Source organism: Fusobacterium sp. FSA-380-WT-3A, from assembly GCF_012843705.1.
GTDB lineage: Bacteria > Fusobacteriota > Fusobacteriia > Fusobacteriales > Fusobacteriaceae > Fusobacterium_B.
Map to the genome: position 1 here is coordinate 87416 of NZ_JABAFQ010000002.1, position 25511 is coordinate 112926.

The 25511-nt window shown below is 25.9% G+C and carries 27 protein-coding genes; 4 read left to right on the forward strand and 23 right to left on the reverse strand.

All coding sequences use genetic code 11. The features are described from left to right. Positions 1-94: 94 nt before the first annotated feature. The 9 genes from HF862_RS02255 to HF862_RS02295 form a co-directional block, all read right to left on the reverse strand. A complete protein-coding gene (locus tag HF862_RS02255) occupies positions 95-1264 on the reverse strand; it encodes a M20 family metallopeptidase (RefSeq protein ID WP_170186307.1) in 1170 nt (389 codons plus the stop codon). A gap of 15 nt (positions 1265-1279) precedes the next feature. Continuing rightward, on the reverse strand, positions 1280-2695 hold the full coding sequence (locus tag HF862_RS02260; protein WP_170186308.1) for an amidohydrolase: 1416 nt from the start codon (positions 2693-2695) through the stop codon (positions 1280-1282). A gap of 2 nt (positions 2696-2697) precedes the next feature. After that, positions 2698-4083, reverse strand: coding sequence for a sodium/glutamate symporter (locus tag HF862_RS02265; protein WP_170186309.1), 1386 nt, complete (start codon positions 4081-4083; stop codon positions 2698-2700). A 119-nt stretch (positions 4084-4202) separates the two neighbouring features. After that, positions 4203-4994, reverse strand: coding sequence for an HAD family hydrolase (locus HF862_RS02270; RefSeq protein ID WP_170186310.1), 792 nt, complete (start codon positions 4992-4994; stop codon positions 4203-4205). A 53-nt stretch (positions 4995-5047) separates the two neighbouring features. Further along, a complete protein-coding gene (locus HF862_RS02275; RefSeq protein ID WP_170186311.1) occupies positions 5048-5839 on the reverse strand; it encodes an HAD family hydrolase in 792 nt (263 codons plus the stop codon). 9 nt (positions 5840-5848) lie between these two features. After that, positions 5849-6499: a CoA pyrophosphatase gene (locus HF862_RS02280; protein WP_170186312.1), complete on the reverse strand. Its 651-nt coding sequence runs from the start codon at positions 6497-6499 to the stop codon at positions 5849-5851. A gap of 12 nt (positions 6500-6511) precedes the next feature. Continuing rightward, positions 6512-6982 carry a Cys-tRNA(Pro) deacylase gene (ybaK, locus tag HF862_RS02285; protein WP_170186313.1) on the reverse strand — a complete coding sequence of 157 codons (471 nt, stop codon included), beginning with the start codon at positions 6980-6982 and terminating at the stop codon, positions 6512-6514. Continuing rightward, a complete protein-coding gene (locus HF862_RS02290; protein ID WP_170186314.1) occupies positions 6979-7422 on the reverse strand; it encodes a threonine/serine exporter family protein in 444 nt (147 codons plus the stop codon). Before HF862_RS02290 ends, ybaK begins: the two co-directional genes overlap by 4 nt. A gap of 1 nt (position 7423) precedes the next feature. Further along, positions 7424-8203 carry a threonine/serine exporter ThrE family protein gene (locus tag HF862_RS02295; RefSeq protein ID WP_170186315.1) on the reverse strand — a complete coding sequence of 260 codons (780 nt, stop codon included), beginning with the start codon at positions 8201-8203 and terminating at the stop codon, positions 7424-7426. 216 nt (positions 8204-8419) lie between these two features. Here HF862_RS02295 and HF862_RS02300 point away from each other — a divergent pair, with 216 nt between their 5' ends. After that, positions 8420-9784: an MATE family efflux transporter gene (locus tag HF862_RS02300; protein ID WP_170186316.1), complete on the forward strand. Its 1365-nt coding sequence runs from the start codon at positions 8420-8422 to the stop codon at positions 9782-9784. Between the two features lie 40 nt (positions 9785-9824). On the opposite strand, the gene HF862_RS02305 is transcribed toward HF862_RS02300, so the two are convergent. The 9 genes from HF862_RS02305 to HF862_RS02345 form a co-directional block, all read right to left on the reverse strand. Continuing rightward, complete coding sequence (locus HF862_RS02305) at positions 9825-10526, reverse strand: Bax inhibitor-1/YccA family protein (protein WP_170186317.1); 702 nt, start codon at positions 10524-10526, stop codon at positions 9825-9827. A gap of 106 nt (positions 10527-10632) precedes the next feature. Continuing rightward, positions 10633-10899: a hypothetical protein gene (locus tag HF862_RS02310; protein WP_370456839.1), complete on the reverse strand. Its 267-nt coding sequence runs from the start codon at positions 10897-10899 to the stop codon at positions 10633-10635. A 17-nt stretch (positions 10900-10916) separates the two neighbouring features. Next, complete coding sequence (locus HF862_RS02315; protein WP_170186318.1) at positions 10917-11357, reverse strand: hypothetical protein; 441 nt, start codon at positions 11355-11357, stop codon at positions 10917-10919. 15 nt (positions 11358-11372) lie between these two features. Then, on the reverse strand, positions 11373-11981 hold the full coding sequence (locus HF862_RS02320) for an L-threonylcarbamoyladenylate synthase (RefSeq protein WP_170186319.1): 609 nt from the start codon (positions 11979-11981) through the stop codon (positions 11373-11375). A gap of 139 nt (positions 11982-12120) precedes the next feature. Continuing rightward, positions 12121-13095, reverse strand: a complete 975-nt coding sequence (locus HF862_RS02325) for a ribose-phosphate pyrophosphokinase (protein ID WP_170186320.1) — start codon at positions 13093-13095, stop codon at positions 12121-12123. 5 nt (positions 13096-13100) lie between these two features. After that, complete coding sequence (gene glmU / locus HF862_RS02330; protein WP_170186321.1) at positions 13101-14447, reverse strand: bifunctional UDP-N-acetylglucosamine diphosphorylase/glucosamine-1-phosphate N-acetyltransferase GlmU; 1347 nt, start codon at positions 14445-14447, stop codon at positions 13101-13103. Between the two features lie 79 nt (positions 14448-14526). Further along, a complete protein-coding gene (locus tag HF862_RS10125) occupies positions 14527-15099 on the reverse strand; it encodes a J domain-containing protein (protein ID WP_304205902.1) in 573 nt (190 codons plus the stop codon). A 189-nt stretch (positions 15100-15288) separates the two neighbouring features. Further along, entirely contained in the window at positions 15289-15558 is a 270-nt protein-coding gene (locus tag HF862_RS02340; protein ID WP_170186322.1) for an acylphosphatase, read from the reverse strand. A 9-nt stretch (positions 15559-15567) separates the two neighbouring features. Then, positions 15568-16485: a Ppx/GppA family phosphatase gene (locus tag HF862_RS02345; RefSeq protein ID WP_170186323.1), complete on the reverse strand. Its 918-nt coding sequence runs from the start codon at positions 16483-16485 to the stop codon at positions 15568-15570. 138 nt (positions 16486-16623) lie between these two features. On the opposite strand from HF862_RS02345, the gene htpX reads away from it, so the two are divergent. Then, positions 16624-17463, forward strand: coding sequence for a zinc metalloprotease HtpX (htpX, locus tag HF862_RS02350; protein ID WP_170186324.1), 840 nt, complete (start codon positions 16624-16626; stop codon positions 17461-17463). Positions 17464-17498: 35 nt separating this feature from the next. Here the strand turns inward: htpX and yqeC are convergent, their stop codons facing one another. Next, the gene (gene yqeC, locus HF862_RS02355) at positions 17499-18191 is read right to left on the reverse strand and encodes a selenium cofactor biosynthesis protein YqeC (RefSeq protein WP_170186325.1); all 693 of its coding nucleotides are present in this window, start codon (positions 18189-18191) and stop codon (positions 17499-17501) included. Positions 18192-18302: 111 nt separating this feature from the next. Between yqeC and HF862_RS02360 the strand changes: the two genes are divergently transcribed. Further along, positions 18303-18905: a hypothetical protein gene (locus HF862_RS02360; protein WP_170186326.1), complete on the forward strand. Its 603-nt coding sequence runs from the start codon at positions 18303-18305 to the stop codon at positions 18903-18905. 3 nt (positions 18906-18908) lie between these two features. After that, the gene (locus HF862_RS02365) at positions 18909-19451 is read left to right on the forward strand and encodes a DJ-1/PfpI family protein (protein WP_170186327.1); all 543 of its coding nucleotides are present in this window, start codon (positions 18909-18911) and stop codon (positions 19449-19451) included. A 22-nt stretch (positions 19452-19473) separates the two neighbouring features. Here the strand turns inward: HF862_RS02365 and nadD are convergent, their stop codons facing one another. The 4 genes from nadD to smc form a co-directional block, all read right to left on the reverse strand. After that, on the reverse strand, positions 19474-20040 hold the full coding sequence (nadD, locus tag HF862_RS02370) for a nicotinate (nicotinamide) nucleotide adenylyltransferase (protein WP_170186328.1): 567 nt from the start codon (positions 20038-20040) through the stop codon (positions 19474-19476). A gap of 13 nt (positions 20041-20053) precedes the next feature. Then, complete coding sequence (locus HF862_RS02375; RefSeq protein ID WP_170186329.1) at positions 20054-20890, reverse strand: hypothetical protein; 837 nt, start codon at positions 20888-20890, stop codon at positions 20054-20056. Beyond that, complete coding sequence (lpxK, locus tag HF862_RS02380; RefSeq protein WP_170186330.1) at positions 20883-21902, reverse strand: tetraacyldisaccharide 4'-kinase; 1020 nt, start codon at positions 21900-21902, stop codon at positions 20883-20885. Before lpxK ends, HF862_RS02375 begins: the two co-directional genes overlap by 8 nt. 92 nt (positions 21903-21994) lie before the next feature. Continuing rightward, positions 21995-25510 (reverse strand): chromosome segregation protein SMC, encoded by a 3516-nt coding sequence (gene smc / locus HF862_RS02385; RefSeq protein ID WP_170186331.1) that lies wholly within the window; start codon positions 25508-25510, stop codon positions 21995-21997. Position 25511: the final 1 nt, after the last annotated feature.

Sequence of the window (25511 nt, forward strand, 5' to 3'; positions counted from 1 at the left end):
TCTCCATCTTAGATAACTAAGATGGAGAGTGCAGGCATACTTTATAATAAAACTTTTACAACAATCTTTTTTATTTTTTGTAAATTATATTTTTTTATTTATTAAAATCTAAAACCAATTTTGTAAGTAGAGCTGTTCCTCTCCATAATACTCCTTCATTTGGACTGTAATGACTATTATGTAAAGGCCATACTTTTTCTCCCTCTCCTGTTGTTCCTATCCAAGCAAAAGCTCCTGGAACCTTATTTAAATAAAAAGAAAAATCTTCAGCTGTCATTGCTGGTTCTACTTCTACTAGAGCTTCTTCTCCATAAATTTCTTTTATTTTATCTGACATATATTTTGTCATTTCTCCATCATTTAATACTGCCATATATCCTCTTTCATAATTTAATTCTCCTGTACATCCTGAAAGAAGACATATTCCATCTAATACTTCTTTTAATCTTTTTTCTGCTAAATCTCTCATCTCTGGAGCAAAAGTTCTACAAGTTCCTTCTAAAACACATTCTCCAGCTACTATATTGTATCTACTTCCTGCTTGCATTTTTCCTATTGTTATTACCATAGACTTCATTGGGTCTGCATTTCTACTTACAATAGTTTGAACAGCTGTTACATATTGAGCTCCTGTTACTAAAGCATCTATTCCTTCATTTGGTTTTGCTGCATGACTTGGTTTTCCTTTTATAGTTACTGTAAAATGGTCAGAGGCTGCCATTAATGGTCCTTCTTTTATTCCAACCTTTCCTAATGGTAAATCAGGCCATACATGCATACTAAATATAGTGTCAACACCATCTAAGGCTCCCTCTTTTATCATTCCTTTAGCTCCTCCATTAGGAGAAAGCTCTTCAGCTGGTTGAAATATAAATCTTACTCTTCCAGAAAGTTCCTCTTTTCTTTTAGATAAAAGATAAGCTGCTCCTAAAACCATAGTCATATGATTATCATGACCACAAGCATGCATAATACCTTTATTTTTAGATTCAAAAGAAAGACCTGTTTCTTCTTCTATTTGTAAAGCATCCATATCAGCTCTCAGTGCTATAGTTTTTCCTTCTTTAGTTCCTATAAGATCAGCTATTATTCCATTCCCATTTACATTTTTTCTTATATTAAAATTTCCAAATTTTTCTAATTCTCTTAAAATTATTTCGGAAGTTTTAAATTCTTTATTAGAAATTTCTGGATTTTCATGTAATTCTCTTCTTATATTTTGTAAATATTCTTGAATTTCTTTGGCAGAATTTATAATTTCCATTTTTTCCTCCTAATTCTATCTATTTCCTAATATATCTGGTTTTACCTCTAAAGGAATAGGGCAAGAATATGGTTTTTCTTCAGTAACTTTATTAAATTCATCTTTAGCCTTTTCTATTAACTGAGGATTTTCTATAAGTTTTTCTACTGATTTTGCTAAAACTTTAGAAGCATATAACATTCCTTTTATAGCTATTCCCTCTTTTCCTTGAGAAACCATTTGCCAAGAATGCCCTGGAGTTCCTGGTACAAAACAAGCTCCTGAAAATTGAGCTGTAGGAACTACATGACTACAATCTCCAACATCTGATGAACCTGGAATATTAATATCTTGATGAGTGTGTTCTACAACAAAATTTGACATTAAAATTTCTTTATATTTATTTGCTAATTCTTTTCTTTTAAGATTTGATACAAACATTAGCGACATATCACTATTTCTATCTACATCTGTTATAGTTTTCTTTATTTTTTCAGCAAACTCTAAATCTTTTTCACTATAGTTTGGTAAAGGAATTTCTTTCATTGTTTCATATAAAACATCCTCTAAAATACTATTTGAAATTACATTTGAACAAGCTTTATCAAATATGATTTCAACCTCTGTTTCTGTCATTAGAGCTGCCCCTTGAGCCACTTTACAAACTCTCTCATACAATTTTTTTACTTTTTCTGTATCAGTTGAACGAATTAAATATAACACTTTAGCATGACTTTGAACAACATTTGGAGATATACCACCTGTATCTATCACAGCATAATGTATTCTATCTGTTGATTCTATATGTTCTCTTAAATAATTTACTCCTACATTCATTAATTCCACAGCATCTAAAGCACTACGACCTAAATGAGGAGCTCCAGCAGCATGAGAAGATACTCCTTTAAATTTAAAATATACTTGACAATTAGCTTGGAAAGACCCTGTTATTATAGCATTTCCTCCAGACGGATGCCATGTTAAAGCTATGTCTAAATTATCAAAAACACCATCTCTAGCTAAATAAGCTTTTCCTGAACCACCTTCTTCTCCTGGACATCCAATAAAAATAATAGTTCCTTCTTTATTATTTTCTACTAAAAAATCTCTTACCATTAAAACAGCTCCTATTCCAGCTGTCCCTAATAAACAATGTCCACAACCATGTCCATTTGTTGTTTCCTCTCTTGGAATAGCTCTGTCTTCTCCTGATTTTTGACTCAATCCTGAAAGAGCATCAAATTCTCCTAAAATTCCTATAACTGGTTTTCCTTTTCCAAAAGTAGCTGTAAAAGCTGTATCCATTCCAGCTAAGCCTTTTTTTATTATAAAATTTTCATTTTTTAAAACCTCTATCATATCATTTGAAGATTTGTATTCATTAAATTTTAATTCAGAATGATCCCAAATTTTGCCATTTAATTCTTCCAAAATTTTATCATAATTTTTCATTTTTAATTTCCTTTAAACTCTTTTCCAAATAAAACTCTACTACTTACTACTGTAGCTATTAATATCACTACACCTAACCCTGTAGCAACCATTGTAGTTACTCCTGCTCCAGAAGACATTGGTAACATAATAAATAAATTCAACATAGCAAAGTAAATTATACTTGTTATTGTGTAAGATAATGAATAATTAGCTAGTGCTGGACTTTCTAAGTTAGGATCACACACACGAAGTAATAGTACTCCTGTTAAAAATACTCCTGTACTCATTCCAAAAGTACCAATCATTTGTTCAAACCAATATCCTTTTAAATATTTTTTACAGAATATAAATAAAATACCTGTTGTTACTATATAACCAACAATAACCATAACAAGAATTGGAATTATATAAGCAGCTACTGCTTTTATAGGTAAACTTGCTATTGCTGCTATTACAGCATATTCTGTAAAAGAACCCGAAATTTTACTTTTTACTTTATCATCTACTAAATAATTTAGATTTAGTTTTCTCATTATTCCCCAAATAATAAACATTACTATCATTGCATAAGCCCATACTGAAATACTACTTAGTACAGGAATTTTAAATTTTTTTGTAAAAGCTAAAACTATGTAAGCTAATCCACAAGCAACAAAAATTATAGCAGCATGAAAAGCCACAGTATCTATTGAAGAAGATAATGTTGTTTCACGTCCTATTGAATTTTGTTTTGCCATATCTTTTTGGTATCCAATACGAAGAGGTTCTGGAATATCAGCTGGTTTCTTTAATAAAGCTGTATGACCATGACGAGCTGCCCAGTTTATTAATCCTATTCCTATTAATATTCCACCAACAATTCCAAATGTAGCTGTTGTGGTAGCTACACCTTGAGAAGTTTGCCAATATGGTAAATTTAATCCTGAAAGGATATTCCCTAATGTTCCTGCTGTACCATGCCCTCCAACAAATCCTATTGCTAATTCTATTCCAAATACATCATATAAATCTTGACCAGAAAATAATACATGAGTTCCATATCCTACAGCAAATTGAAACATTGAAGTTCCAAGTCCAATTCCTATTAAAGGAATTACATTTTTTAAAATATCTGAGTCAGTACTTTTTCCACTTCCTATATTTAATCCTAAAGGAACAGCAGCAACCACTGGTACTATTAATACTCCTGGAAGTAAAGAATAAATTTTAAACCATTCACCTGGAACAGGTAAAATATTTATACATTGAGGTCCTAATATTAAAAGTAAAAATCCTCCAATTACACCTGCTGGTATAAATGTTTTTTGAAAAATTTTTATATTAGCTCTTATAAATACACCTAAAAGTAAAAAAGCTCCAAGAAGTCCTAAACTCTTTAAAAAATCTGTTAACATTGCACTAGTCATATCGTTACCTCCCCTAAAGTATAATTTCTTGTGATATTACATTTTAGTTCATCTATCCTCAAAAGTCAAGCATTCATATATTTAATTTTTAAATGTTTTATCATTTATTATTTTTATATTTATTCTAAAACAAATTTTTTTATATTTTTTATGACCCCACCTTCATTGTTTTTACCACCATTATATTTTGCTATTTTCTTTAATTCAGGATGACCATTTTCCATAGCAAAACTATAATCCCCCTGTTGAATTAATTCATAATCATTTAAAAAATCTCCAAATACCATTGTTTCTGATTTTTTTATTTTTAATAACTCTTGAATTTTTTGTAAAGCTACACCTTTATTAACTTCTTTTTCTGTCATATCTAGCCACCATTTTCCACCAATAGCAACTTTCACATTAGGAGAAATATCTTTAAAAAAAGGATATGAATTTTTTTCTACCCCTGTTAAATCACAGATAGATATTTTTAAGGCTGGTTCTTGTACTTTTGTTAAATCTTCTACTATTTCATAAGCATCATAAGACCTTTTAAATTCTTCTAAAAATTTCTCGTCTTTTTCCTCTACATATGCTTTAGTTTTTCCACAATATATTATATTAGAACTTTTATTTTTTCTACCTATCTCAATTATTTTTAAAGTATCTTCCCTATTAAATCCTTTTGAATATATTTCTTCTCCACCTTTTATGACTAAAGCACCATTTTCTACTATCATTATTACATTATTTTTAGCTCTTTCAAATCTCTTTTTTATATTATAATATTGTCTTCCACTTGCTACTACAAAATAAATTCCTTTATCTGTTATTTTTTTATGTATCTCCCAAAATTCCTCATTTATTTTTTTATTATCATCTAATAATGTTCCATCCATATCTGTTGCTATTAATTTTATTTTTTCCATTTTTCACTCCTTATAAAATAAGGATAAACATCTCTGTTTATCCTCTAAATTTTTTATTTTTCCAATATATATTTCTTTATGGAATTTACTACCCCTGCTTTATTATTATCTCCACCACTATATTTAGCTATCTTTTTTAACTCTGGATGTCCATTATCCATAACAAAGCTATAGTCTCCTTGTTGTATCAGTTCATAATCATTTAAAAAATCTCCAAATACCATTGTTTCTGATTTTTTTATACCTAATTTTTCTTGTAAATTTTTTAAAGCAATCCCTTTATTTACATTTTTTTCTGTAATATCTAACCAAATTTCTCCAGAAATTGCTACTTTATAAATTTCCTCATATTTTTTATAATATGGATATGAATTTTTTTCACTTCCTGTTAAATCACAGATAGTTACTTTTAAAGGAATGTCATCTACTTTTGTTAAATCTTCTACTATTTCATATTTTTCATAATATTTTTCAACTTCTTTTATAAAATCCTCATCATTATTTTCTAAATATGCTTTTTTCTTCCCACAAAATACTAGATGAGCTGTAGGAATTTTTCTTCCAACTTCTATAAGCTCTATTGCATCTTTCATCGGAAGACCTTGAGAATATATTTCTTTTTCCCCTTCCATAACAATAGCTCCATTTTCTGCCATTACAATTATATTTTTATTATTTAATCTTTCAAAATTTTTAATTATATTATAATATTGCCTTCCACTTGCTACTACAAATTGTATTCCTAATTCTGTTATTTTTTTATGAACTTCCCAAAAACTTTCATCTATTTTTTTATTATCATCTAATAAGGTCCCATCCATATCTGTTACTATTAATTTTATCATACTACCATCCTATTTACTATTTTTTATATCATTAATTAAGGAATAAATAATCTCTCCTGTTATTCCCCAAATAATATCATCTTTATATTTATAAAAATAAATCTCTCTTTCTCTTCCCCATGGCTTCCAATAAATTTGTGGAAGCCCTAATTTTTCTGATGGAAATATTATTTTTTTATTTCCATTTTCATAATGAGGATTATTTTGAACCATAACCTTTTCTATATGAGGTTCTGTTTCTAATAAAAATTCCAAAGGAACTAAAAAAACTCTTTCAACTTCATTTTTATTCAGTTTTATTTCATCTAAATTAAAATTTTCTATATATCCTAATTTAACTTCTATCAATTGTCCTGTAGGCATTAATAATTTTCCATAATTTACAACTTTTTTTATTCTATCTCTTGATATTCCTATTTCTTCTTCTGTTTCTCTAAGAGCTGTCTCTATAAAATCTTCATCTTTTTCTTTTTTTCCACCTGGAAAAGAAATTTCTCCACCTTGTGCTATATTCTTAGCTCTTTTTTCAAAAAGTAAGTTTAGCTTTCCTTTAACTTCACAAAATAATACCATAACAGAAAATGATAACTTCTTTTCTTGTCCAATTATTTTATTTTCTGTTTTATTTTTTAAAAAATTTTCTAATAATTGTTTCTCCACTTTTTTCCTCTTTTATACTATAATATCCCCTACTGTCATTTTTAAATAATCTATTAAATCTTTTGGAGCCATTTCTATTTGAAGACCTCTCATTCCACCACTAAAAATTATTGTTTCATACTTTAAAGCTGATTCATGAATAAAACTTGTATGTTTCTTTTTTATTCCTATTGGAGAACATCCTCCTCTTACATATCCAGTATAAGCAGTTAAATCTTTTAAAGGTAACATTTCAACTTTTTTACAATTAGCCATCTTAGCCAATTTTTTCAAGTCAATATTATCTCCTCCAGGAACACAAGCCACTATTAATTCATTTTTTTCATTTAATAAAGTTAAAGTTTTAAAGATTCTTTCTAAATCTAATCCTGTTTCTAAAGCCACATGAATAGCACTTAAATCATTTTCATCTACTTTGTATTCTCTAAGAGAATATTTTATTTTATGTTGCTCTAACTCTCTTACTGCATTTGTTTTTTTCACTTTTTATCCTCTCTTTTTCTTTTGTACTTCGTATATAATTTAAAAAAATCTGTTACTACTAAAAACCCAAATATTATTGCTATTGAAATTATAAATGTTTCTGCTCCTTTTTCCATAGCTTTTTCATATTGACCATTTATAAGATACAACATTGTATAATATGCTCCGCTTCCTGGTACTAATGGTGTAAAAGTTGGAATAAGTGATGAGGTTACAGGAGTTTTTAATTTTCTGGCTATAATTTCTGAACCTAAAGTAGCTGTAGCACCAGCTAAAAAAAAGGAAATAGCCAAAGAATACCCCATTTCATTAAAAATGTAGTAAACTAACCAACCTAACCCTCCTACTATTGAAGCATAAAATCCAATTATTCCTCTCACATTAAAAATAAGACAAAAACCATAAGTCGCCAATGCTGAATATCCAAATTGACCTATCATTTTAATAAATTACACCTCCCATAGTAGTATAAATTTTTAAAATTACCCCAGCTCCTACAGCTAAAGAGGTAGCTATCATAATAGCTTCCATAAGTCTTGAATTCCCTGCTATTAAATCTCCTGAAATAAAATCTCTTATTGCATTTACAAATACCAACCCTGGAACAAGATTCATCAAACATGATATTATTATTATAGATGTATTATTTGTATATCCATAATAGTTACCTATACATGGGATTACAGTACAAATCATGCCACCTATACTATTTATTAAAACTCCATTAGCTCCCATTTTACCTAAATAGTAACTTCCAACACCTACTGTTATTCCAGTAAGACCACCTATTAAAGAATCTCTGAAATTTCCTCCAAACAATAATGTAAAAAAAATTGATACAAAAACAAAACCTATCATATATCTATATAATTCAATATAAAAATTATTATCTATTTTTCTCATTTTTTCATAAAATTCATCAAAAGTATAATTATCTATCTCTCTTATAAGTTTATTCGTTTTATGAATTTTATTTAAGTTCCAACTTCTTTCTGAAATTCTTGTAACCAAAGAGTGATATTGTTTATCTTTTCCTTTTATAGATACAACTATACAAGTTAAAGTAACGAAAGTTTCTATTTCATATCCATAATGTTTTCCTACTCTACAAATAACATCTTCAGCTCTATAAACTTCCCCACCATTTTGAAGAATTACTTTTCCAGTATATGAAGTTAATTCTAAAATTTCACTTTCTAATTTATTAAGAGTTCTATCCATAAAGTAAAATCTCCTTTTCAATAATTTTCCCATCAAAAAAATTATAACAAAATTTTTTATTTTTATCTAGACAAATTAATTTTTTTATTAATTAAATTCTATATATTATTGACTAATTTCTTTTTTTTAAGTATAATAAACTAATCAAAAGCAGGTGGGCAGCTATTAATAACCCACTGCTTTTTTATTTTCATTATTTTTAACAGGAGATTTTTTATGAATAGAATTTTATCACTTTTTAAATATGACAAATTATTTATTAAAAATTTATTAATTTTATCTTTACCTCTAATAGGACAAAATTTAGTTACTTCTTCTTTAAATCTTCTTGATAATATTATGATAGGTCATTTAGGAGTCAATGAAATTGCAGCTGTTGGACTAGCTAATCAATATTATTTAGTATTTTTCCTAACTATGACAGCTGTTTGTGTTGGTGGAAGTGTTCTTATGTCTCAGTTTTGGGGAAAAAAAGAATTACATAATATAAAAAAATTTTCTGGTATAGCTTATATTATTTCTATATTAGTCACATTAATTTTTACAACAATAGCTTTATTTTTTCCACAAATTATCATCAAATCCTTTATAAATAATGATAATGTTGTCGAAATTGGTTCTAGTTATTTAAGGACAGTAGCTCCTAGTTATATTTTCACTTGTTTATCTTTTAACTTTTGTGCAACTATGAGAAGTGTAGGGGAAACAGCAACCCCTATGAAAGGAAGTATAATCGGTTTCCTTTTCAATGGTATTTTAAATTATATCTTTATTTTTGGAAAACTTGGACTTGAACCTATGGGAGTTGTAGGAGCTGCTTTAGGTACTACTTTCTCAAGATTTATTGAATTATTATACCTTACTTATATGGTATATATAAAAAATCATATAATAAAGGCTCGTTTTGAAGAATTATTTTCATTTGATTCTTATGATGTAAAACTTTTTATAAAAACTGCCACTCCTGTAGTTATTAATGATTTTATATGGGTTTCTGGAGTTACAGCTTATTCAAAATCTTACTCTTTATTAGGGGCTGATGCTATAGCTACTATGCAAATAGCTGGAATAACGAACAATTTATTTCATATTTTTGGAATAGGACTTGGAGTAGCTAGTTCAATTATTATTGGACATAGTATTGGTGCTGGTGAATCTATTCATCAAGTATTTGAAAAAGGAAAAAAAATGGCTTCTTTTTCTTTTTTAGTTGGAATTGTTGTGGGAATTTTATTTTTTATTACTTCCCCTTTAATACCTTTATTTTTCAATGTATCAACTGAAATAAAAGAAAATATATTAATAATTTTAAAAATAATGGCCTTTATTTTACCTTTTAGATTTTTAGGAATGAGTTTTATTATAGGTTCTTTTAGAGGTGGTGGAGATGTTTTATATGCTACTATTGCTGAGGGAGTTTCTATGTGGTTTTTAGCTATTCCTATTGGATTTTTGTCTGTACATTTTTTCAATATAGATATAAAAGTTTTATATTTATTAATTTGTTTAGAAGAAATTGGTAGACTTTTATTTGGTTTCCCTAGATTTATTTCTAGAAGATGGATTAAAGCTTTAGTATAAAAAAATAAAGGAGCTACATTGTAGCTCCTTTTATTATTTTTTAATCTCTTCCTTTTCTTGAAAATATTCTTAATAGATATAAAAATAGATTTATAAAATCTAAGTAAAGAGTTAAAGCTCCTATTACTCCTAATTTTTCTATAGTACTTTCATCACCATATGAAATTTCATAAGCCATATTTTTTATCTTATTAACATCATATGCTGTTAGAGCTGAGAATATTACAACTCCCATTATAGTTACTATCCAATATAATGATGGAGCTTTTAAGAATATATTTATTATACTAATTATTATTAAAGATATTAAACCTGTTTTTAAATATCCACCATAATTACTTAAATTTTCATTAGTAAAATATCCATAAGCTGCTGTTACCCCAAACATTACCATTGTTGTAAATAAAGTATACCCTATAATATAAATATCTCCTACCACTACCCCTATTATTGAAAAAACCAATCCATTTAAAAAAGAATAGAAGAAAAATAATAATCTTGCTGTCATAGTAGATATTTTATGCAACATTGCTGATAATCCTATCACTACTATGAATTCTAAAATTATTATTGGCATATATAATTTCATTATACTATAAATTAAATTTTGATTATACAAAATTATATATGCTGGAACTAAAAAAGTTATTAAAAGACCTATTACCATATAAGCAAAAGATGACCTTAGTAATCTATTATTGGCACTAGAGCTTATATACTCTCTTTCATCATTATAATACATATTTGTACCTCCTTATTATATTTACTTTCTTTAGACAATTTTTTTTGTATAAAAGTCTTTAATAAAAGTAATAGGTGTTGATTTTAAATCAGCACCTATAAATTTATTAATCTTCTTTTTTTATTTTTCCATTTTTTATTAATGTAATAACAAATTGATGAGCATCTACTATTGCGTTTGTATGAGCAAATTTTGTTTCCCCTTCATAAAGACCATTCATTAATATTTTTTGTTGTTCCTCTTCATTTCTTTCTAAAGTTTCTAAATCTATTTCTCCATTTTTATATTCAGCCACTAAAGAATCGTACATTTTATCAAAAGTTTCTTGATATACAACTTCTGATATATCATGGATATCAAACATATCTTCCATTTATATATTCCTCCTAACTATTTTAATTGCTCTAAAATTGCTTTATATTGTGTCTTCATCATTTTTACAGTTGCTTTTTTAACTAATTGATACCATTTTAATTTCATTGTTTCAATTCCTCTTAAAGAATCCATTAACATTCTTTTTAAGAAATCGAACTCTTCATAACTAACATTTAATTCTTTTAAATCTTTATTTTCACAAGAAGTTTTTACATAATCTAAGAATGTTAAAACTCCTTTCATTTGAGGTATATTAGAGTATGTTTTTTCAAACTCTTTCTTTATATCCACCATAAATCTTGATAAAAATTTTTTATGATTTTTATCAAGTTTTATAGAATATTTTCTTTTTCCTTTTCCAATTTTTTGTAAAATACCCATCATTCCCATCATAGATGACATTGCATTTATTTCCATAGGATTGATTTTGTCTGGATTGATTCTTTGTCCTTTCATTAATAACCTCCACTCTTATATTTTCCCTATTACATTTTCTATTTCTAATTTAGAGATACTTCCCTCTCTTAAAATTTTAACATTTTCACTAGTCATATCTATTATAGTAGAAGCAGTTCCTATTGGACATTTTCCCCCGTCAACTATAATATCAACTTTTTTTTTAAATTCCTCTGAAAGTTCTTCAAAAGATGAAGGAGTACTTTCCCCTGAAATATTTGCACTTGTAGTAGCCAATATCCCACCAGCACTTTCTATAATTTCTAAAGCTTTTTTATGATTAGGCATTCTTACACCAACAGTTTCTCCATTAGATACCATTATTGAAGGTACTATATCTTTTTTCTTTAAAATAATAGTAAGTCCTCCAGGCCAAAAAGCTTTTATTAATTTTTCTACTTTTTCATGATTTTTCTCTTCTATAAAAGCTATCTCTTTAACTTTTTCTAAACTATTTACTAGAGCTATTAAAGGCGAAGAAAAACTCCTACTTTTAGCTTTGTAAATTTTTACTAATGTTTCCTCTTCAATAATTCCTCCAACACCATAAACTGTATCAGTTGGATAAATTATTATACTTCCTTTTTTTAATTTTTCTCCTATTTCTTTTGTTGAAATTTCCATAATTGTATACCTCATTTTCTAAAATAAAAATCTCTAGTTTACAATTCAAACTTTCGCACTATATTTTATCACAAAAACAAAAAAAAAGCTAGTGAAAACACTAGCTTTTTTTTAATTTTTACTAAGATTATAAAGATTTTTATTCTTCAAAAGTATCTATACTATCAAATAGTTCAGAAACAGATTCATGTTTAACAATTCTCTCTATTGCTTTCGCAAATAATACATCAACAGATAAAACTTTTATTTTATCTATTTTTTTCTCTTCTGGAAGTCTTATTGTATCAGTTATAACAACTTCTTTTACAGGACATTTTGCTAATCTATCAACTGCTGGATCTGAAAGAATTGCATGACTACAACATATATAACTTTCTTTAGCTCCTCTATTCATTATAGCTTCTACACCATTTGTAATAGTTCCAGCTGTATCTATCATATCATCTATAAAAATAGCAATTTTTCCTTCTACATCTCCTATTAGATTCATTACTTCTGATAAGTTTGGTTTTGGTCTTCTTTTATCTATTATAGCAATTTTACAATCTAACCATTCTGCTAATTTTCTAGCTCTCTTTACTCCTCCAATATCTGGTGATACTACTACTACATCATCACCTTTAAATCCTTTACTTAAAAAATATTTTGCTAAAAGTGGTAATGCTTGTAAGTGGTCTACTGGAATATCATAGAATCCTTGAATTTGGTCAGCATGTAAATCCATCCCAACTAATCTATTTGCTCCTGCTGTAGTAAGTAAGTTAGCAACTAATTTTGCTGTAATTGGTTCTCTTGGACTTGATTTTCTCTCTTGTCTAGCATATCCATAATAAGGCATTAAAACATTAATTGTTTTAGCTGATGCTCTTTTTAAAGCATCAATGAAAATTAAAAGTTCCATTAAATTTTCATTTACTGGACCTGAAGTAGGTTGAATAATAAATACATCTCTTCCTCTAACAGTTTCATCTACTCTTACATAGATTTCTCCGTCTTTAAATCTAACAATTTGAGCATCTCCTAACTTTTGTCCTAATCTCTTAGCTATCTTCTCAGCTAATTCTACATTTGATGTTCCTGAAAAAATTTTAACTTCTTTCATATCAATTTGCATGTCTTTTATTTCCTCCATTTAAGTTTTATTAATTGCTTACTTCTTTCTACTGCTAAAGCATCCTCTGGGACATCTTTAGTTATAACTGACCCTGCTCCTGTAACAGAATTACTTCCTATATTTACTGGAGCAACCAACATTGTACTACTTCCTATAAATACTTTTTCACCTATGTTTGTATCAAATTTATTGACTCCATCATAATTACATGTAATTGTTCCTGCACCTATATTTGTATCTTTTCCTACTGTAGCATTTCCTAAATATGTTAAATGTCCAGCTTTTACTCCTGGTTCTAAAGTAGATTTTTTTACTTCAACAAAGTTTCCAATATGTACTTTTTCTTTTAAATGTGCTTTTGGTCTTAAATGAGCAAAAGGTCCCATTGTTACTTTGTCTTCTAATATACTTTCCTCTATAACAGAAGATTCTACCCTTATATGATTTTTTAATATGCTATCTATTATTCTACTATTTCCTACAATTTCACAATTTTCTCCAATAATTGTATTTCCTTGTAATACAACTCCTGGATAAATAATTGTATCCATCCCAATCTTTACTGTTTCTTCGATATATGTATTGTCTGGGTCTATGAAGATTACTCCCTCTTCCATAAGTTCTTTATTTTTTCTTTCTCTTAATACTTTAGAAGCTAAAGCTAACTCAACTTTTGAATTTACTCCTAAAATTTCTTGACTATCTTCTAAAATAAAACTGTCTACTTTTTTATTTTCATTAACTTGAATTTTTATAATATCTGTTAAATAATATTCACCTTTTTCATTGTTATTATCAATTTTATCTAAAGCTTTAAAAAGTTCTTTAGAATTACAACAATATACTCCAGCATTAACTTCTTTTATTTTTCTTATTTCTTCTGTTGCTTCTTTTTCTTCAACAATTCCTATAAATTTTCCATTTTCTTTTAATATTCTTCCATATCCAAATGGATTTTCATAAATAGCTGTAAGAACTGTTGTAACACAATTATTACTTTTATGATATTCATACATTTTCTTTAAAGTTTCTCCTTTTAAAAGAGGAGTATCTCCACAAAGAATCATTACATCCCCATCATAATCTTTTAATAATTCCTTTGCTTGTATTATAGCATGTCCTGTTCCTAATTGTTGCTCTTGAACTACATAAGAAATGTCTCCTAAAGTTTCTAAAACTTCTTCTTTCTTATGCCCTAAAATTAATATACTTTCTTTTATATTAATTTTCTTTAATTCATTTAAAATCTTTTGAACCATTGGTATTCCATTTACTTTATGGATTACTTTTGGCTTTTCAGATTTCATTCTAGTACCTTTTCCAGCTGCTAGAATTAAAGCCTTTAATTCCATTTCTTTCTCCTTCAAAGTAAAATTAATCTATTACATTATACCATATAATAATAGTTATTCCAAACAAAATGAAGAATTTTTATTGTGAACTTAATTTTTCATATGCCTCATTTATCTCTTTAAATTTTCTTTCATGATAATCTCTTTCATTTTGAGAAGCATTTGCATATTTATCAGGATGATGGAGTTTTGCTTGAGTTCTAAAAGCCTTTTTTATCTCCTCTTGACTTGCTCCTTCTTGAATTCCTAAAATCTTATAATATTTTGATTTATCTTCAAAATAACTCCTATATCCACCATAATTATTACTTCCATTATTTGTGTTTCCGTAATTTCCACCATAATAGTATCCATTATTATTTTGTTGTTCACTAGCTCTTCTAAAAAATTCCTCAAAATCCTCTGCATTAGTGCTAGTTCTATAATAATATGTTCTAGTTCTTCCATTATTGGCACTACTTTTTCCTGTCAATATATTCCAAATTAAAAATATTAATATAAACGGAAAAAATACAACGATTATATATCCAAAAAATACAAATAATAAAGCCATTATCATCAATACAGGAATAAATCCTAATGCTCTTTGAGGTCCTAAAATACCAGCTATTATAAAAAATAAAATTAATGCTATTATTAAAGCTATTTCCATTATTTGTTTTCACTCCTTAAAATTAAGAAATTGTAAATTTCTATTGATTAGTCTAATTTTTTTAATTAATATTTAGACTGTGATTTTTATATTATTTTCTCTTTTAACTTTATAATTTTATTTTAAATATTCTCTATAATTATCATTTTTATTAATCATTGACCAATAAAAATTATATCATTTACTACATTAATATTCAATATTAAATTTTGAAAATTCTTTTATATCTACAATTTCTTTTTTTATATTACTAACTTTTCCATATGGTGACCCTAACTTTATATATCTTTCACAATCTTTTATTTTTTTCTCTTCACCTTGAAGATAAATTTCCACATCACCAGAATCTAAATTTCTAATAATTCCTCTCATTTCTAATTTTTTTAATTTATATCCAACACAAAATCTGTATCCAACTCCTTGAACCTTTCCACTAACTATATAATGATATGTTTTCATTTTTCCTCCTTATTTAAGAGTTATCATAGCTCCTTCTAATCCGTCACATTCAGATACTATTATTTCATCTTTTTCTAATATATTCATTATTTCCAAAACTATAATTGTTCCAGCTATTATATTTTCACCTCTTTCAGGTTGTAATCCAATCATTTTCATTCTATCTCCTAAATTTAATCCTAAATATTTTTTTAGATTTTCTTCTAACATAAATTTAGTTAATTTATATAAATGAACTTTTTCAGAATCATATATTTTCATTTTTTCATAAACACTTACATTAGTTGTTACAGTTCCTGCTACTCCTACAAGAATAAAATTTTCATTTTTAAAAACTTCCACTTCTTTTATTCTCTCTTTTATAGAGTTTTGACAAATCTTTATTTTTTCATAATTGTCATTATAAAAATAATCCTTTGTTTCTCTTACTGCTCCTAACTTAAAACTTTTTAAATATTTTATTTCTTCAAAATCTCCAAATATAAACTCTGTGCTTCCTCCACCTATATCTATTAGCATTATTTTTTCTGAAAATTCTGTACTTGAACCTAAAAAAGTCATTTTTCCCTCTTGATTTCCTGAAATAACTTCTACTTTTATTCCTGTTTTATTAAAAATTTCATTTATAATTTTATCTTTATTTTTAGATTCTCTTATGGCTGAAGTTCCAAAAGCTATGATTTTCTCACAAAAATATTTTGTACAAATATCTTTATAATATTTTATAACTTCTATCAATTTGTTAATACCCTCTATAGATATAACTAAATTTTTATCCATATAGTTACCTAATTTTGTAATCTTTGTCTCTTTATATAATTTTTTTAAAATTTTAATTTTTTTATTTTCATCTTCAACTTCTGAAATAAATAATCTACAAGAATTTGTTCCAATGTCTATTATTGCTTTTTTATATATTTTTTTCATCTTTTCTCCTTATATATTTTATTTATTTTAAACTAATTTAGAGATTTTAACATCTAAATAACACTAAAAAAAATTATAATTAATTATACTGAAATTTTTTATAATATTCAATTATTTTTAGATATTTAGGAGGAGTCAATGAAAAATTTTAAAACTTTTATACTTATGGGAGTAATGACTTTTATAATGCTTTTCATAGGTAATCTTATTGGAGGAAGACAGGGAGTATATTTTTCCCTTATTTTAGCTGGATTTACAAATTTTATTTCTTATTGGTACAGTGATAAAATTGTTCTTAAAATGTATAATGCTAAACCAGTTTCTGTAAATTCTGATCTTTATAAACTCGTACAAGGATTGGTAAAAAAAGCTGATTTACCTATGCCTAAAGTTTATATGATTCATTCAAATCAACCTAATGCTTTTGCTACTGGAAGAAATCCACAAAATGCTGCTGTGGCTGTTACTTCTGGACTTATGGAAATATTAGATGATAATGAACTTTCTGGAGTAATAGGACATGAATTAGGCCATGTAAATAATAGAGATATTTTAATTGGAACTGTGGCTGCCACTTTTGCTGGAGCTATATCTTTCTTAGCTAATATGGCTAGATGGGGAGCTATTTTTGGTGGAAGTAGAGATGATGAAGATAGAGGAAATCCAATAGCTCTTTTACTTGTAGCTGTTCTTGCTCCTATTGCTGCTATGCTTGTTCAAATGGCTATATCTCGTACTAGAGAATATAAAGCTGATGAATATGGAGCTAAACTTAGTGGAAATCCTTTATATTTAGCTAATGCTTTAGAAAAACTTGAAATTGGAGTGGCTAGAAATCCTATGAATGCCAGTCCATCTACAGAAAATATGTTTATTGTAAGTCCTCTTTCATCAAGAGATAAGATGGCTACACTTTTTAGTACTCATCCATCAACTAAAGATAGAATAGCTAGACTTTATGAAATGGCTAACCTTTAATAATAAAAAAGGAAAATAATTTGTATTTTCCTTTTTTATTTTACACTTCCTAAAATTACTTTAACTTTATATTTTTCATCTTCTAATTTTTTCTTTATAAATATTCCTATTTTTTCTTTTTTATCTTTATCTATTCCATCTATTCCATTAATAAATAAAAATTTTTCACCATTTTTGTTTTCAGCAAAATACTTAGCTTTTTTTATATATTCAACTAAAAAACTTTCCTCAATATTTTTTTCTATATAATTTGGTAAAACTTTTTCTAAAATTTCATATCTATGAACATTTTCTTTATTTAATTTCATATTAAAAATATTTAAATTCAATACTCCTACTATTTTAGTAGAATATTCAGGTATACATGGTTCTGTGTTATTCCAAAATTTAATTAATTTTTCTTTTGCTCCATCTCCTTCTATTAAGATATAATCAAATTGACTTCTATATTTATCTATTGTTTTATAATCTAAGCCCACTATTTTATTATTTTCTATTTTTTTTCCTATGATAAATATATTTTTATTTTTTCCATCTATTAATTTATTTTCTACAATTAATTTTTTAAATTTACTTTTCTCAGGAACTTTTATTTTAGTTGTAGTTGTTATCAAAACTTTTCCAAAATTTGATAATTCATTAGCTAATAAAAACATCAATGATGTCTTTCCGCCAGCTCCTGTTATAGTTATTATATCTTTTTTTTCTATATTAAATTTTTCATACATTATTTTTCACCACCTTATAATAATTTTATAATAAATCTATTTTTTTTTAAACCTTTTATTATAATAAATCATCAAATAAATAAATTTTAAAGTTTATTTGGAGGATTTGATATGAAAAAACAAATATTTTTATTCTTAGCAGGAGTATTAATTTTAGGAGGCTGTGAAATGCCTAAGCAACCTAAAAATATCACTATCACTCTTACTCAAGAAGAAATAGACAATGTAAAAGGTGACCAAAACCAAGCTGCTGCTATTTTAGTTAATAAAGCTATATTAAAAGAAATGAGTGAAGTAAAATATACTGAAGAAGAATTAAAACAACTAGATGCATTAAAAGAAAATCTTGAAAAAGAATTTTTCTTAACAAAAATGGGTAGAGAAAGAGCTGTTGTTAGTGATGCGGAACTTTTATCAGTTTATCAAGAAAATGCTGATAAATTAGAAAAATTAGACCCTGAAGTTGTTTTGCCTCAAATTAAAGAACAACTTTTAATACAAAAAGTTAATCAAGAAAAAATAAATTATGTTAACTCTTTAGTTGAAAAATATGATTTAAATTCAAAATTAAAAGATGCTTTCCCTGAAATGCAAAAAACAGAAAATAAAATTGAAGAGAAAAAAGAAGTAACTTCTAAAGAGATAACTTCTCCTGAAAAAAACGAAATTACAACCCAAGAAAATAAAAAAGTTGAAACTAAAAAAAGTAATTAAATCATGAAAAAAGTTTATGTTTTATTGGGAGAGGGATTTGAATTAATAGAAGCTACTGTTCCCATTGATATTTTAAAAAGAGCTAAAATAAAGGTAACTACTCTTTCATTGAGTAGAAATATTTTTGTCAATTCTGCCCAAAATATTATTATCAAAGCTGACGATATGTTTGCTGATTATAAAGATGGAGATTGTATTATTTTACCTGGTGGTTATTCTGGATATGAAAATCTTTTTAGAAGTGAGGAATGTCTTAAACTTATTAAATATTATTTAAAAAATAAAAAAATTGTGGTAGCTATATCTGGAGCTCCTTTATTTCTTATAAAAAATAGTTTGATTAATGGAAAAAATATTACTATTCATTATTCAAATTCTAATTTAGTAAATGGTATTTGTAATATTTTGGATAATCCTATTGTGATAGATGATAATCTTATTACTGTTTGTGGTACAGGTTATATGCAAGATTTAGGATTTAAACTTATAGAAATTTTAACTCCTGAAAAGCTTCCAAAAGTAAAAAAAGGTATGAATATAAAATAAAAAGAGAGAATATTCTCTCTTTTTATTTATATAAATTATTTTCTTTTATAAATTTTATAAGTTTCTTATCTAAAAACTCACTACAGTCTTCATTATCTTTTAATTTTTCTCTTATTTCAGTAGAAGAAACATCAAAATAATTATTTTCAAATTCTATTATTTTTTTTGATTTTATCTCACTTACATAACCTTTTCTTCTCAATACAACTACTGTGGAGTTTTCTAAAATTTCATTATAATTCTTCCATTTAGTAAAATAAGCTGCTGAGTCACTTCCTATAATTTCAAAATACTCATTATTTTTTCCATAAATATTTATAAGATTTTCTAAAGTTCTATAAGTATAAGATAACTCATTTTTTTCCAATTCTATTTTTGAAACTTCAACTTTTTCTATATTAGAAAAATTTAAAACACACATTTCATATCTTAAAATGCTATCTGAAAGATTATTTTTTCCATGAGAAGCTATTCCAACTGGTATAATTAAAAGTTTATCTAAATTAAGATTTTTTACTACAAACTCTGCTACTTTTTTATGTCCTAAATGTGGTGGGTCAAAACTCCCTCCATAAATCCCTATTCTCACTTTTAATTCTCCATTACTTTATAAGTTTATCAAAAATTTCTTCTGTTATATTATCTAAATCTTTCAAAGAATTTCTTTCTTCTAATTTATCCATTCTATTTTTTAAAATATTTATATATTTTTCCTCATTTTCAAAATCATATTCTAATAAAAGTTTTAAATAACTTAAAAGTTTTAGACCTTCTAGATTTCTATATTTTGCTACATTATTAAAAAATCTATTTTTTAATTGTTCCTTTGTTATATTTTTTGAAATTTGTATATTTTCATATTCATATAAATCAAATCTTACTTTAATAATATAAGAAATTACATAATAAAATACTTCTAAAGAATAACCATATTTTTCAAAATATTTTTTTAGAGAATAAACATATAAACTTTTGTTAAAATCTAAATTATCCATTAGAGCTATTTTACTTAAAAATTTAAAAAATCTCTCTTCATCTCTTTTGTATAATTCATAAAGATATTTTATTCCAAATTCTAATTTTCCATTTATTACTAATTTTATAGAATTTTTTTCTAAAATATCTACTTTTTCATTTGACATTCTTTTTATGGAATTTTCATTATATTTATCTTGGTCTGACAAATCTATATTATTTGCAAGGTATTCTAAAAACTTTTCATCTTCATCTATAAATAATGTACTTGCTAATATAAAATTTCCATTTTTTCTTTTTATATTACAATTTTCATCTATTGTAAAAAAAGCTCTTTTATTTGTTGTATGAATCATATTCTTTAAAAGTATATTTCTTGAATTTTCATTTTCTTTATAGAAGTTAGTTAATTTTGAAACTATTTCTTTTTTATTAAGCCCATTTAGACTTAAAGTATCAGTCATTATTTTTTTCTCCTCTCAAACATTGTAAAGTATTATTTTCTAATATTTCAAACTCTATTTTCAAAACAAACAAATTTTTTAAATCTATATCTTTAGGTAACTTAACAGCATCTTTTTCTGTAGTTATTATATACGAAGCTCCCATTTCATTGGCTTTTTTCTCGATTAAATCTATATCTTTTTGGGTAAAACTATGATGGTCTAAAAAATCTATTCTCTCTATATATGAGGGGTCCAAAGAGATTACAGTTTTTTCAAAGTTAAGTGGATTAGCAAGTCCAGAAAATAATAAAACTCTTTTTCCTTTTACCCAAAAAAGTGGTTTCATATTTCCTGACATATCATATAAAGATTTTATTCCATGCATAGCTACTGATACTGGTTTTCCAAACCTCATTCTCAAAAATCTTTTTATAGTTTCTAAATCTTTTTCTGGTACTAAATCTGCTTTTGTTATAATAAATTCTGAAGCTCTTTTTGCTCCATCTTCAAATCTTTCTCTAAGAGTCCCTTTAGGAAGTAATGCTCCCCAACCAAAAGGATTTGTGGCGTCTACCAAAACTATATCCCAATCTCTATAAAATTTTCTATGTTGGAATCCATCATCTAATAAAATAGTGTCAGCATTAAAAGTTTTTTTAGCTAACTTTGCTGCTTCATACCGATTTCTTCCAACTATTACAGGAACTTTTAAATTTGTTGCATGACTATATGGTTCATCTCCACTTTCTTTTGAAGTAACAAATATTTTTTTCCCATTAGAAACAATTAAAGGGTCTTGTTTTCTTTTTCCTCTATAGCCTCTTGAAACAACAACAACATTTCTTCCCTCTTCTTGAAGTTTTTTAGCAAAATATTGTACTGCTGGTGTCTTTCCAGTTCCACCAACAGTTATATTTCCAATACAAATAACAAAAATATCATCTACTTTATTTATTTTTAAAATTTTCTTATCATAAAGCCAATTTCTAAAGGTTGTGATAAGATAATATATATATGCCAACAGTTTCATTTTTCCCTCTCTGTTTTAGTTATAATAACTCCTTATATTTTACCTTTTATTTTGATAAAAATCAAAGAAAATTTTAATATTTGTTATTTTTTTTATAAATTTACAGGGACTATCTTAGAAATTCCTATTTTTTTATTCATTGTAACTCCAAAAATACTATCTGATGACCTCATAGTTTCCTTGTTATGTGTTATCAAAATAAATTGTGACTTATCTGTAAATTCTTTTAATTTATTTATAAGTTTTTTGGTATTTTTTTCATCAAGAGCAGCTTCTATCTCATCAAGGAAAGTAAAAGGACTTGGTTTATACATAAATATTGCCATTATAAAAGCTATTGCAACCATTGATTTTTCTCCTCCTGATAATAGAGTAAGAGATTGTCTTTTTTTATTTTTAAATTTTACAAATATTTCTACTCCACAATTTTCAAAGTCTTCCTCATTGGAAATAGTTAAACTTCCCTCAGAGTTATCAATAGTTTCCATACACATTTGATTGAAATTAGCATTAATATTATTATAAGCATCAAAAAATCTTTCTCTTATAGCTCTACTTATATCTTCTATAATTTCTAGAAGAGAGCTTCTACTTGTTTCTAAATCATCTTTTTGTGCTTTTATAAAATTATATTTCTTATCTAACTCTTTGAATTCTTCTACAGCTAGTAAATTTACTGTTTCAAAATCTTTTATTTTGTTATTAAGATACTTAACTCTATCTACTGAAGATTTATAAATACTTTCTTCTACTAATTTTTCTTTAATTTCTTCCATAGAATTTATATTTTCTTCTAAAGATGAGATTTTTCTTTGATATTCCTCTATTTTTTCCAATTCATTTTTTAATTTTTCTTCCTCTTTATACTGCTTACTTTCAATATCTTTTATAACACCTATTAATTCTTTTTCTTTTAATTGGAAAAATTGTTCTCTTTCATTAGCAACTAACAATTCTCTATTTTCTTTTTCAAATTGTAAGTCCTTTTCTACTTTATCTTTTTCTATTTTTTCTAATGTAATTTTTATGCTTTCCAATTCTTTGATTAATTTTTCTAATCTTTCTTCTGCTATTTTTTTTTCTTCAATAAGCTCTTTTTTCTCATTATTATTTTTTTCTATATCATTTTCTATTTGATTACTTCTATCCTTTGTATTCAAAAATTTTATTTTTATATCAGAAAATTCATCTTTTAATTTTCTGATATTTTCTGTTAAGAGCTCATACTCTTTAGATTTTATATCTATATATATTTTTACTTCTTTTGTATTTTTTTCTATAGTTTCTTTACTATCTAATGATTCTTTTATTCTCTTATTATACTCTAAAAGATATCTTTCTTCCTCTTCTTTCTCAGAAATAGATACTCTTTTTTCTTTAATAAATCTTTCATTTTTACTTTTTAAATTTTCAAATTCTTCTGATAGATTTTTTATCTCTTTTCTTAAACTTAAATTTTGTGTATCTAAGGTTTGAGTTTTATTTTCTAATTCTGTTAATGTTTCATTTAATTTTTCATATAACTCTTTATTTTTTTTGATACTAATATTTAGATTTTTTAAAACTTCTTCTAACCTTTTAGCTTCCTTTCTTCTCTCAAACATTTGAGAAATTGCAGTAACTTTATTTTCTCCTCCAGTTATTCTTCCTGTTCCACTAATAAACTCTCCTGAAATACTAACTATATTCCCTGAGAAAAGATTTTTCTTTGAAATATTAATTGCTGTGTCTACATCTTCAACAATTAAAAGATTTCCTAATACCATATCTATAATTTTTTGATATTTTGGATTAAAAGAAATTAACTCAGAACCTCTCCCAATCACTCCATTTAATTTAGGAATCTCTTTTTTAGGAAAAGCTTTTATAGTATCCATTGCTAAGAAAGAAGCTTTCCCTACTTTTCTTTCCTTCAAAATTTCTATACATTTTTTTGCAATTCCACTATTTTCTACAACAATATCTTGTAAATTTCCTGAAATTGAAGCTTCTATTGCCTTTTCAAATTTTTCTGGGATATTTATTATTGAAATAAGAGCTCCTTCAACACCTTTTATATTTAAGTTTAGTATCTCCTTTACACCTTTATAAAATCCCTCATTATTTTCTTCAAATCTATGAATTGAATCATATCTTTCTTTATTTTTAGAAAAATCAAATTCATTCTTTCTAATTTCATCATTTATTCTATTTATTTTTACACTATATTCTGAAATATTTTTCTCACATTGAAGTTGGTTTTCATCATTTTCTACAAGTTGTTTTTCTAAATTTTCTTTTTTTAATTTACACTTTTCAAATAATTGATTATTATCAAATATTTTCTTCTCTATCTCTTCTATCTCTTTTATAAGATTATTTATTTTAGAAGTACTTCCTTTTATTCTTTTTTCAGAGTTTTCAAGAGCATTTTCATATTGTAATTTTTCAACTTCAAAATCCATTAATTGTCTTTTCTTTAATTCAATTTCTCTTTCTAAAACTATTTTTTTATTTTCTAATTCATTAATTTGAATTTCTAAAGAAGAAACTTTATCTTCTCCCTCTTCTAAAATAGATTTTAAATTTTCTTTTTCATTTAAAAGAGATTGATGATTTTCTTGATTTTTATTTAATTTTTCTTTAAAAGATTCTATTCTCTCTTTTCTATCTTTTTCCTCCCTTTTAAATCCCTCTTCTCTTTCAAGAAGTTTTGCTTTTTCTTTTTCAAAATCATTTATTAATTTTTTTAAATTTTCATTTTTATCCATCAATAATTGAATTTCATTTTTTATATTTTGTATATTTTCTGTGACTTCTTTTATTTCCTTTTCTTTTTCTTCCTTTTCATTTTTTATTTTATTAAGAGATTCTAATAATTCTTTATTTTTTTGTTGAGTTTTTTCTAAATTTTCTTGATTTTTTCCTAATTCAAAAATATTTATCCCTTTATCAAGAGAATCTCTTTCATCTTTTATTTGTAAAAACTCTAAAGCTTTTTCAGCTTGTTTTTTTATTTTTGTTCTTTGTTCTCCTGTTTCTGATAAAATTAGCTCTATTTTTTCAACTTCATTTATTACATTTTCTAATTTTTTTTCAGCTTCTAATTTTCTTATTTGATATTTCTTTACTCCAGCTGCTTCTTCTATTATCTCTTTAACTTCTTTTTTAGAAGAAGATATTATTCTTTCTACCTTTCCTTGCCCAATTACAGAATAAGCAGATTTTCCTATTCCTGTATCTAAAAACATATCACTAATATCTTTAAGTCTAGCTTTTTTATCATTGATTAAATATTCATTTTCTCCACTAGAAAAAAGTTTTCTAGTTATTTTTAAAGTTTCTTCATCAGTTGAAAAATATCCATCTTTATTATCTATAAAAAGGGAAACTTCAGCATTATTTGCACTTTTTTTAGATTCTCCACCAGAAAATATTATATCTTTACTTTCTTTAGCTCTTATATTTTTATATGATTGTTCTCCTAGCACCCAAAGAATAGAGTCTAGTATATTTGATTTTCCTGACCCATTAGGTCCTACTATTGATGTTATCCCCTTATTAAAATCTATTTTTATTCTTTCACCAAAAGATTTAAATCCGTATATCTCTATTCCTTTTAAATGCATA

Bases quoted from the DNA above. Each gene is read 5' to 3' on its own strand.
- HF862_RS02255 (WP_170186307.1), bottom strand. From the start codon at position 1,264: ATGGAAATTATAAATTCTGCCAAAGAAATTCAAGAATATTTACAAAAT.
- HF862_RS02260 (WP_170186308.1), bottom strand. From the start codon at position 2,695: ATGAAAAATTATGATAAAATTTTGGAAGAATTAAATGGCAAAATTTGG.
- HF862_RS02265 (WP_170186309.1), bottom strand. From the start codon at position 4,083: ATGACTAGTGCAATGTTAACAGATTTTTTAAAGAGTTTAGGACTTCTT.
- HF862_RS02270 (WP_170186310.1), bottom strand. From the start codon at position 4,994: ATGGAAAAAATAAAATTAATAGCAACAGATATGGATGGAACATTATTA.
- HF862_RS02275 (WP_170186311.1), bottom strand. From the start codon at position 5,839: ATGATAAAATTAATAGTAACAGATATGGATGGGACCTTATTAGATGAT.
- HF862_RS02290 (WP_170186314.1), bottom strand. From the start codon at position 7,422: ATGATAGGTCAATTTGGATATTCAGCATTGGCGACTTATGGTTTTTGT.
- HF862_RS02295 (WP_170186315.1), bottom strand. From the start codon at position 8,203: ATGGATAGAACTCTTAATAAATTAGAAAGTGAAATTTTAGAATTAACT.
- HF862_RS02300 (WP_170186316.1), top strand. From the start codon at position 8,420: ATGAATAGAATTTTATCACTTTTTAAATATGACAAATTATTTATTAAA.
- HF862_RS02305 (WP_170186317.1), bottom strand. From the start codon at position 10,526: ATGTATTATAATGATGAAAGAGAGTATATAAGCTCTAGTGCCAATAAT.
- HF862_RS02310 (WP_370456839.1), bottom strand. From the start codon at position 10,899: ATGGAAGATATGTTTGATATCCATGATATATCAGAAGTTGTATATCAA.
- HF862_RS02315 (WP_170186318.1), bottom strand. From the start codon at position 11,357: ATGAAAGGACAAAGAATCAATCCAGACAAAATCAATCCTATGGAAATA.
- HF862_RS02320 (WP_170186319.1), bottom strand. From the start codon at position 11,981: ATGGAAATTTCAACAAAAGAAATAGGAGAAAAATTAAAAAAAGGAAGT.
- HF862_RS02325 (WP_170186320.1), bottom strand. From the start codon at position 13,095: ATGCAAATTGATATGAAAGAAGTTAAAATTTTTTCAGGAACATCAAAT.
- glmU (WP_170186321.1), bottom strand. From the start codon at position 14,447: ATGGAATTAAAGGCTTTAATTCTAGCAGCTGGAAAAGGTACTAGAATG.
- HF862_RS10125 (WP_304205902.1), bottom strand. From the start codon at position 15,099: ATGGAAATAGCTTTAATAATAGCATTAATTTTATTTTTTATAATAGCT.
- HF862_RS02340 (WP_170186322.1), bottom strand. From the start codon at position 15,558: ATGAAAACATATCATTATATAGTTAGTGGAAAGGTTCAAGGAGTTGGA.
- HF862_RS02345 (WP_170186323.1), bottom strand. From the start codon at position 16,485: ATGAAAAAAATATATAAAAAAGCAATAATAGACATTGGAACAAATTCT.
- htpX (WP_170186324.1), top strand. From the start codon at position 16,624: ATGAAAAATTTTAAAACTTTTATACTTATGGGAGTAATGACTTTTATA.
- yqeC (WP_170186325.1), bottom strand. From the start codon at position 18,191: ATGTATGAAAAATTTAATATAGAAAAAAAAGATATAATAACTATAACA.
- HF862_RS02360 (WP_170186326.1), top strand. From the start codon at position 18,303: ATGAAAAAACAAATATTTTTATTCTTAGCAGGAGTATTAATTTTAGGA.
- HF862_RS02365 (WP_170186327.1), top strand. From the start codon at position 18,909: ATGAAAAAAGTTTATGTTTTATTGGGAGAGGGATTTGAATTAATAGAA.
- HF862_RS02375 (WP_170186329.1), bottom strand. From the start codon at position 20,890: ATGACTGATACTTTAAGTCTAAATGGGCTTAATAAAAAAGAAATAGTT.
- lpxK (WP_170186330.1), bottom strand. From the start codon at position 21,902: ATGAAACTGTTGGCATATATATATTATCTTATCACAACCTTTAGAAAT.
- smc (WP_170186331.1), bottom strand. From the start codon at position 25,510: ATGCATTTAAAAGGAATAGAGATATACGGATTTAAATCTTTTGGTGAA.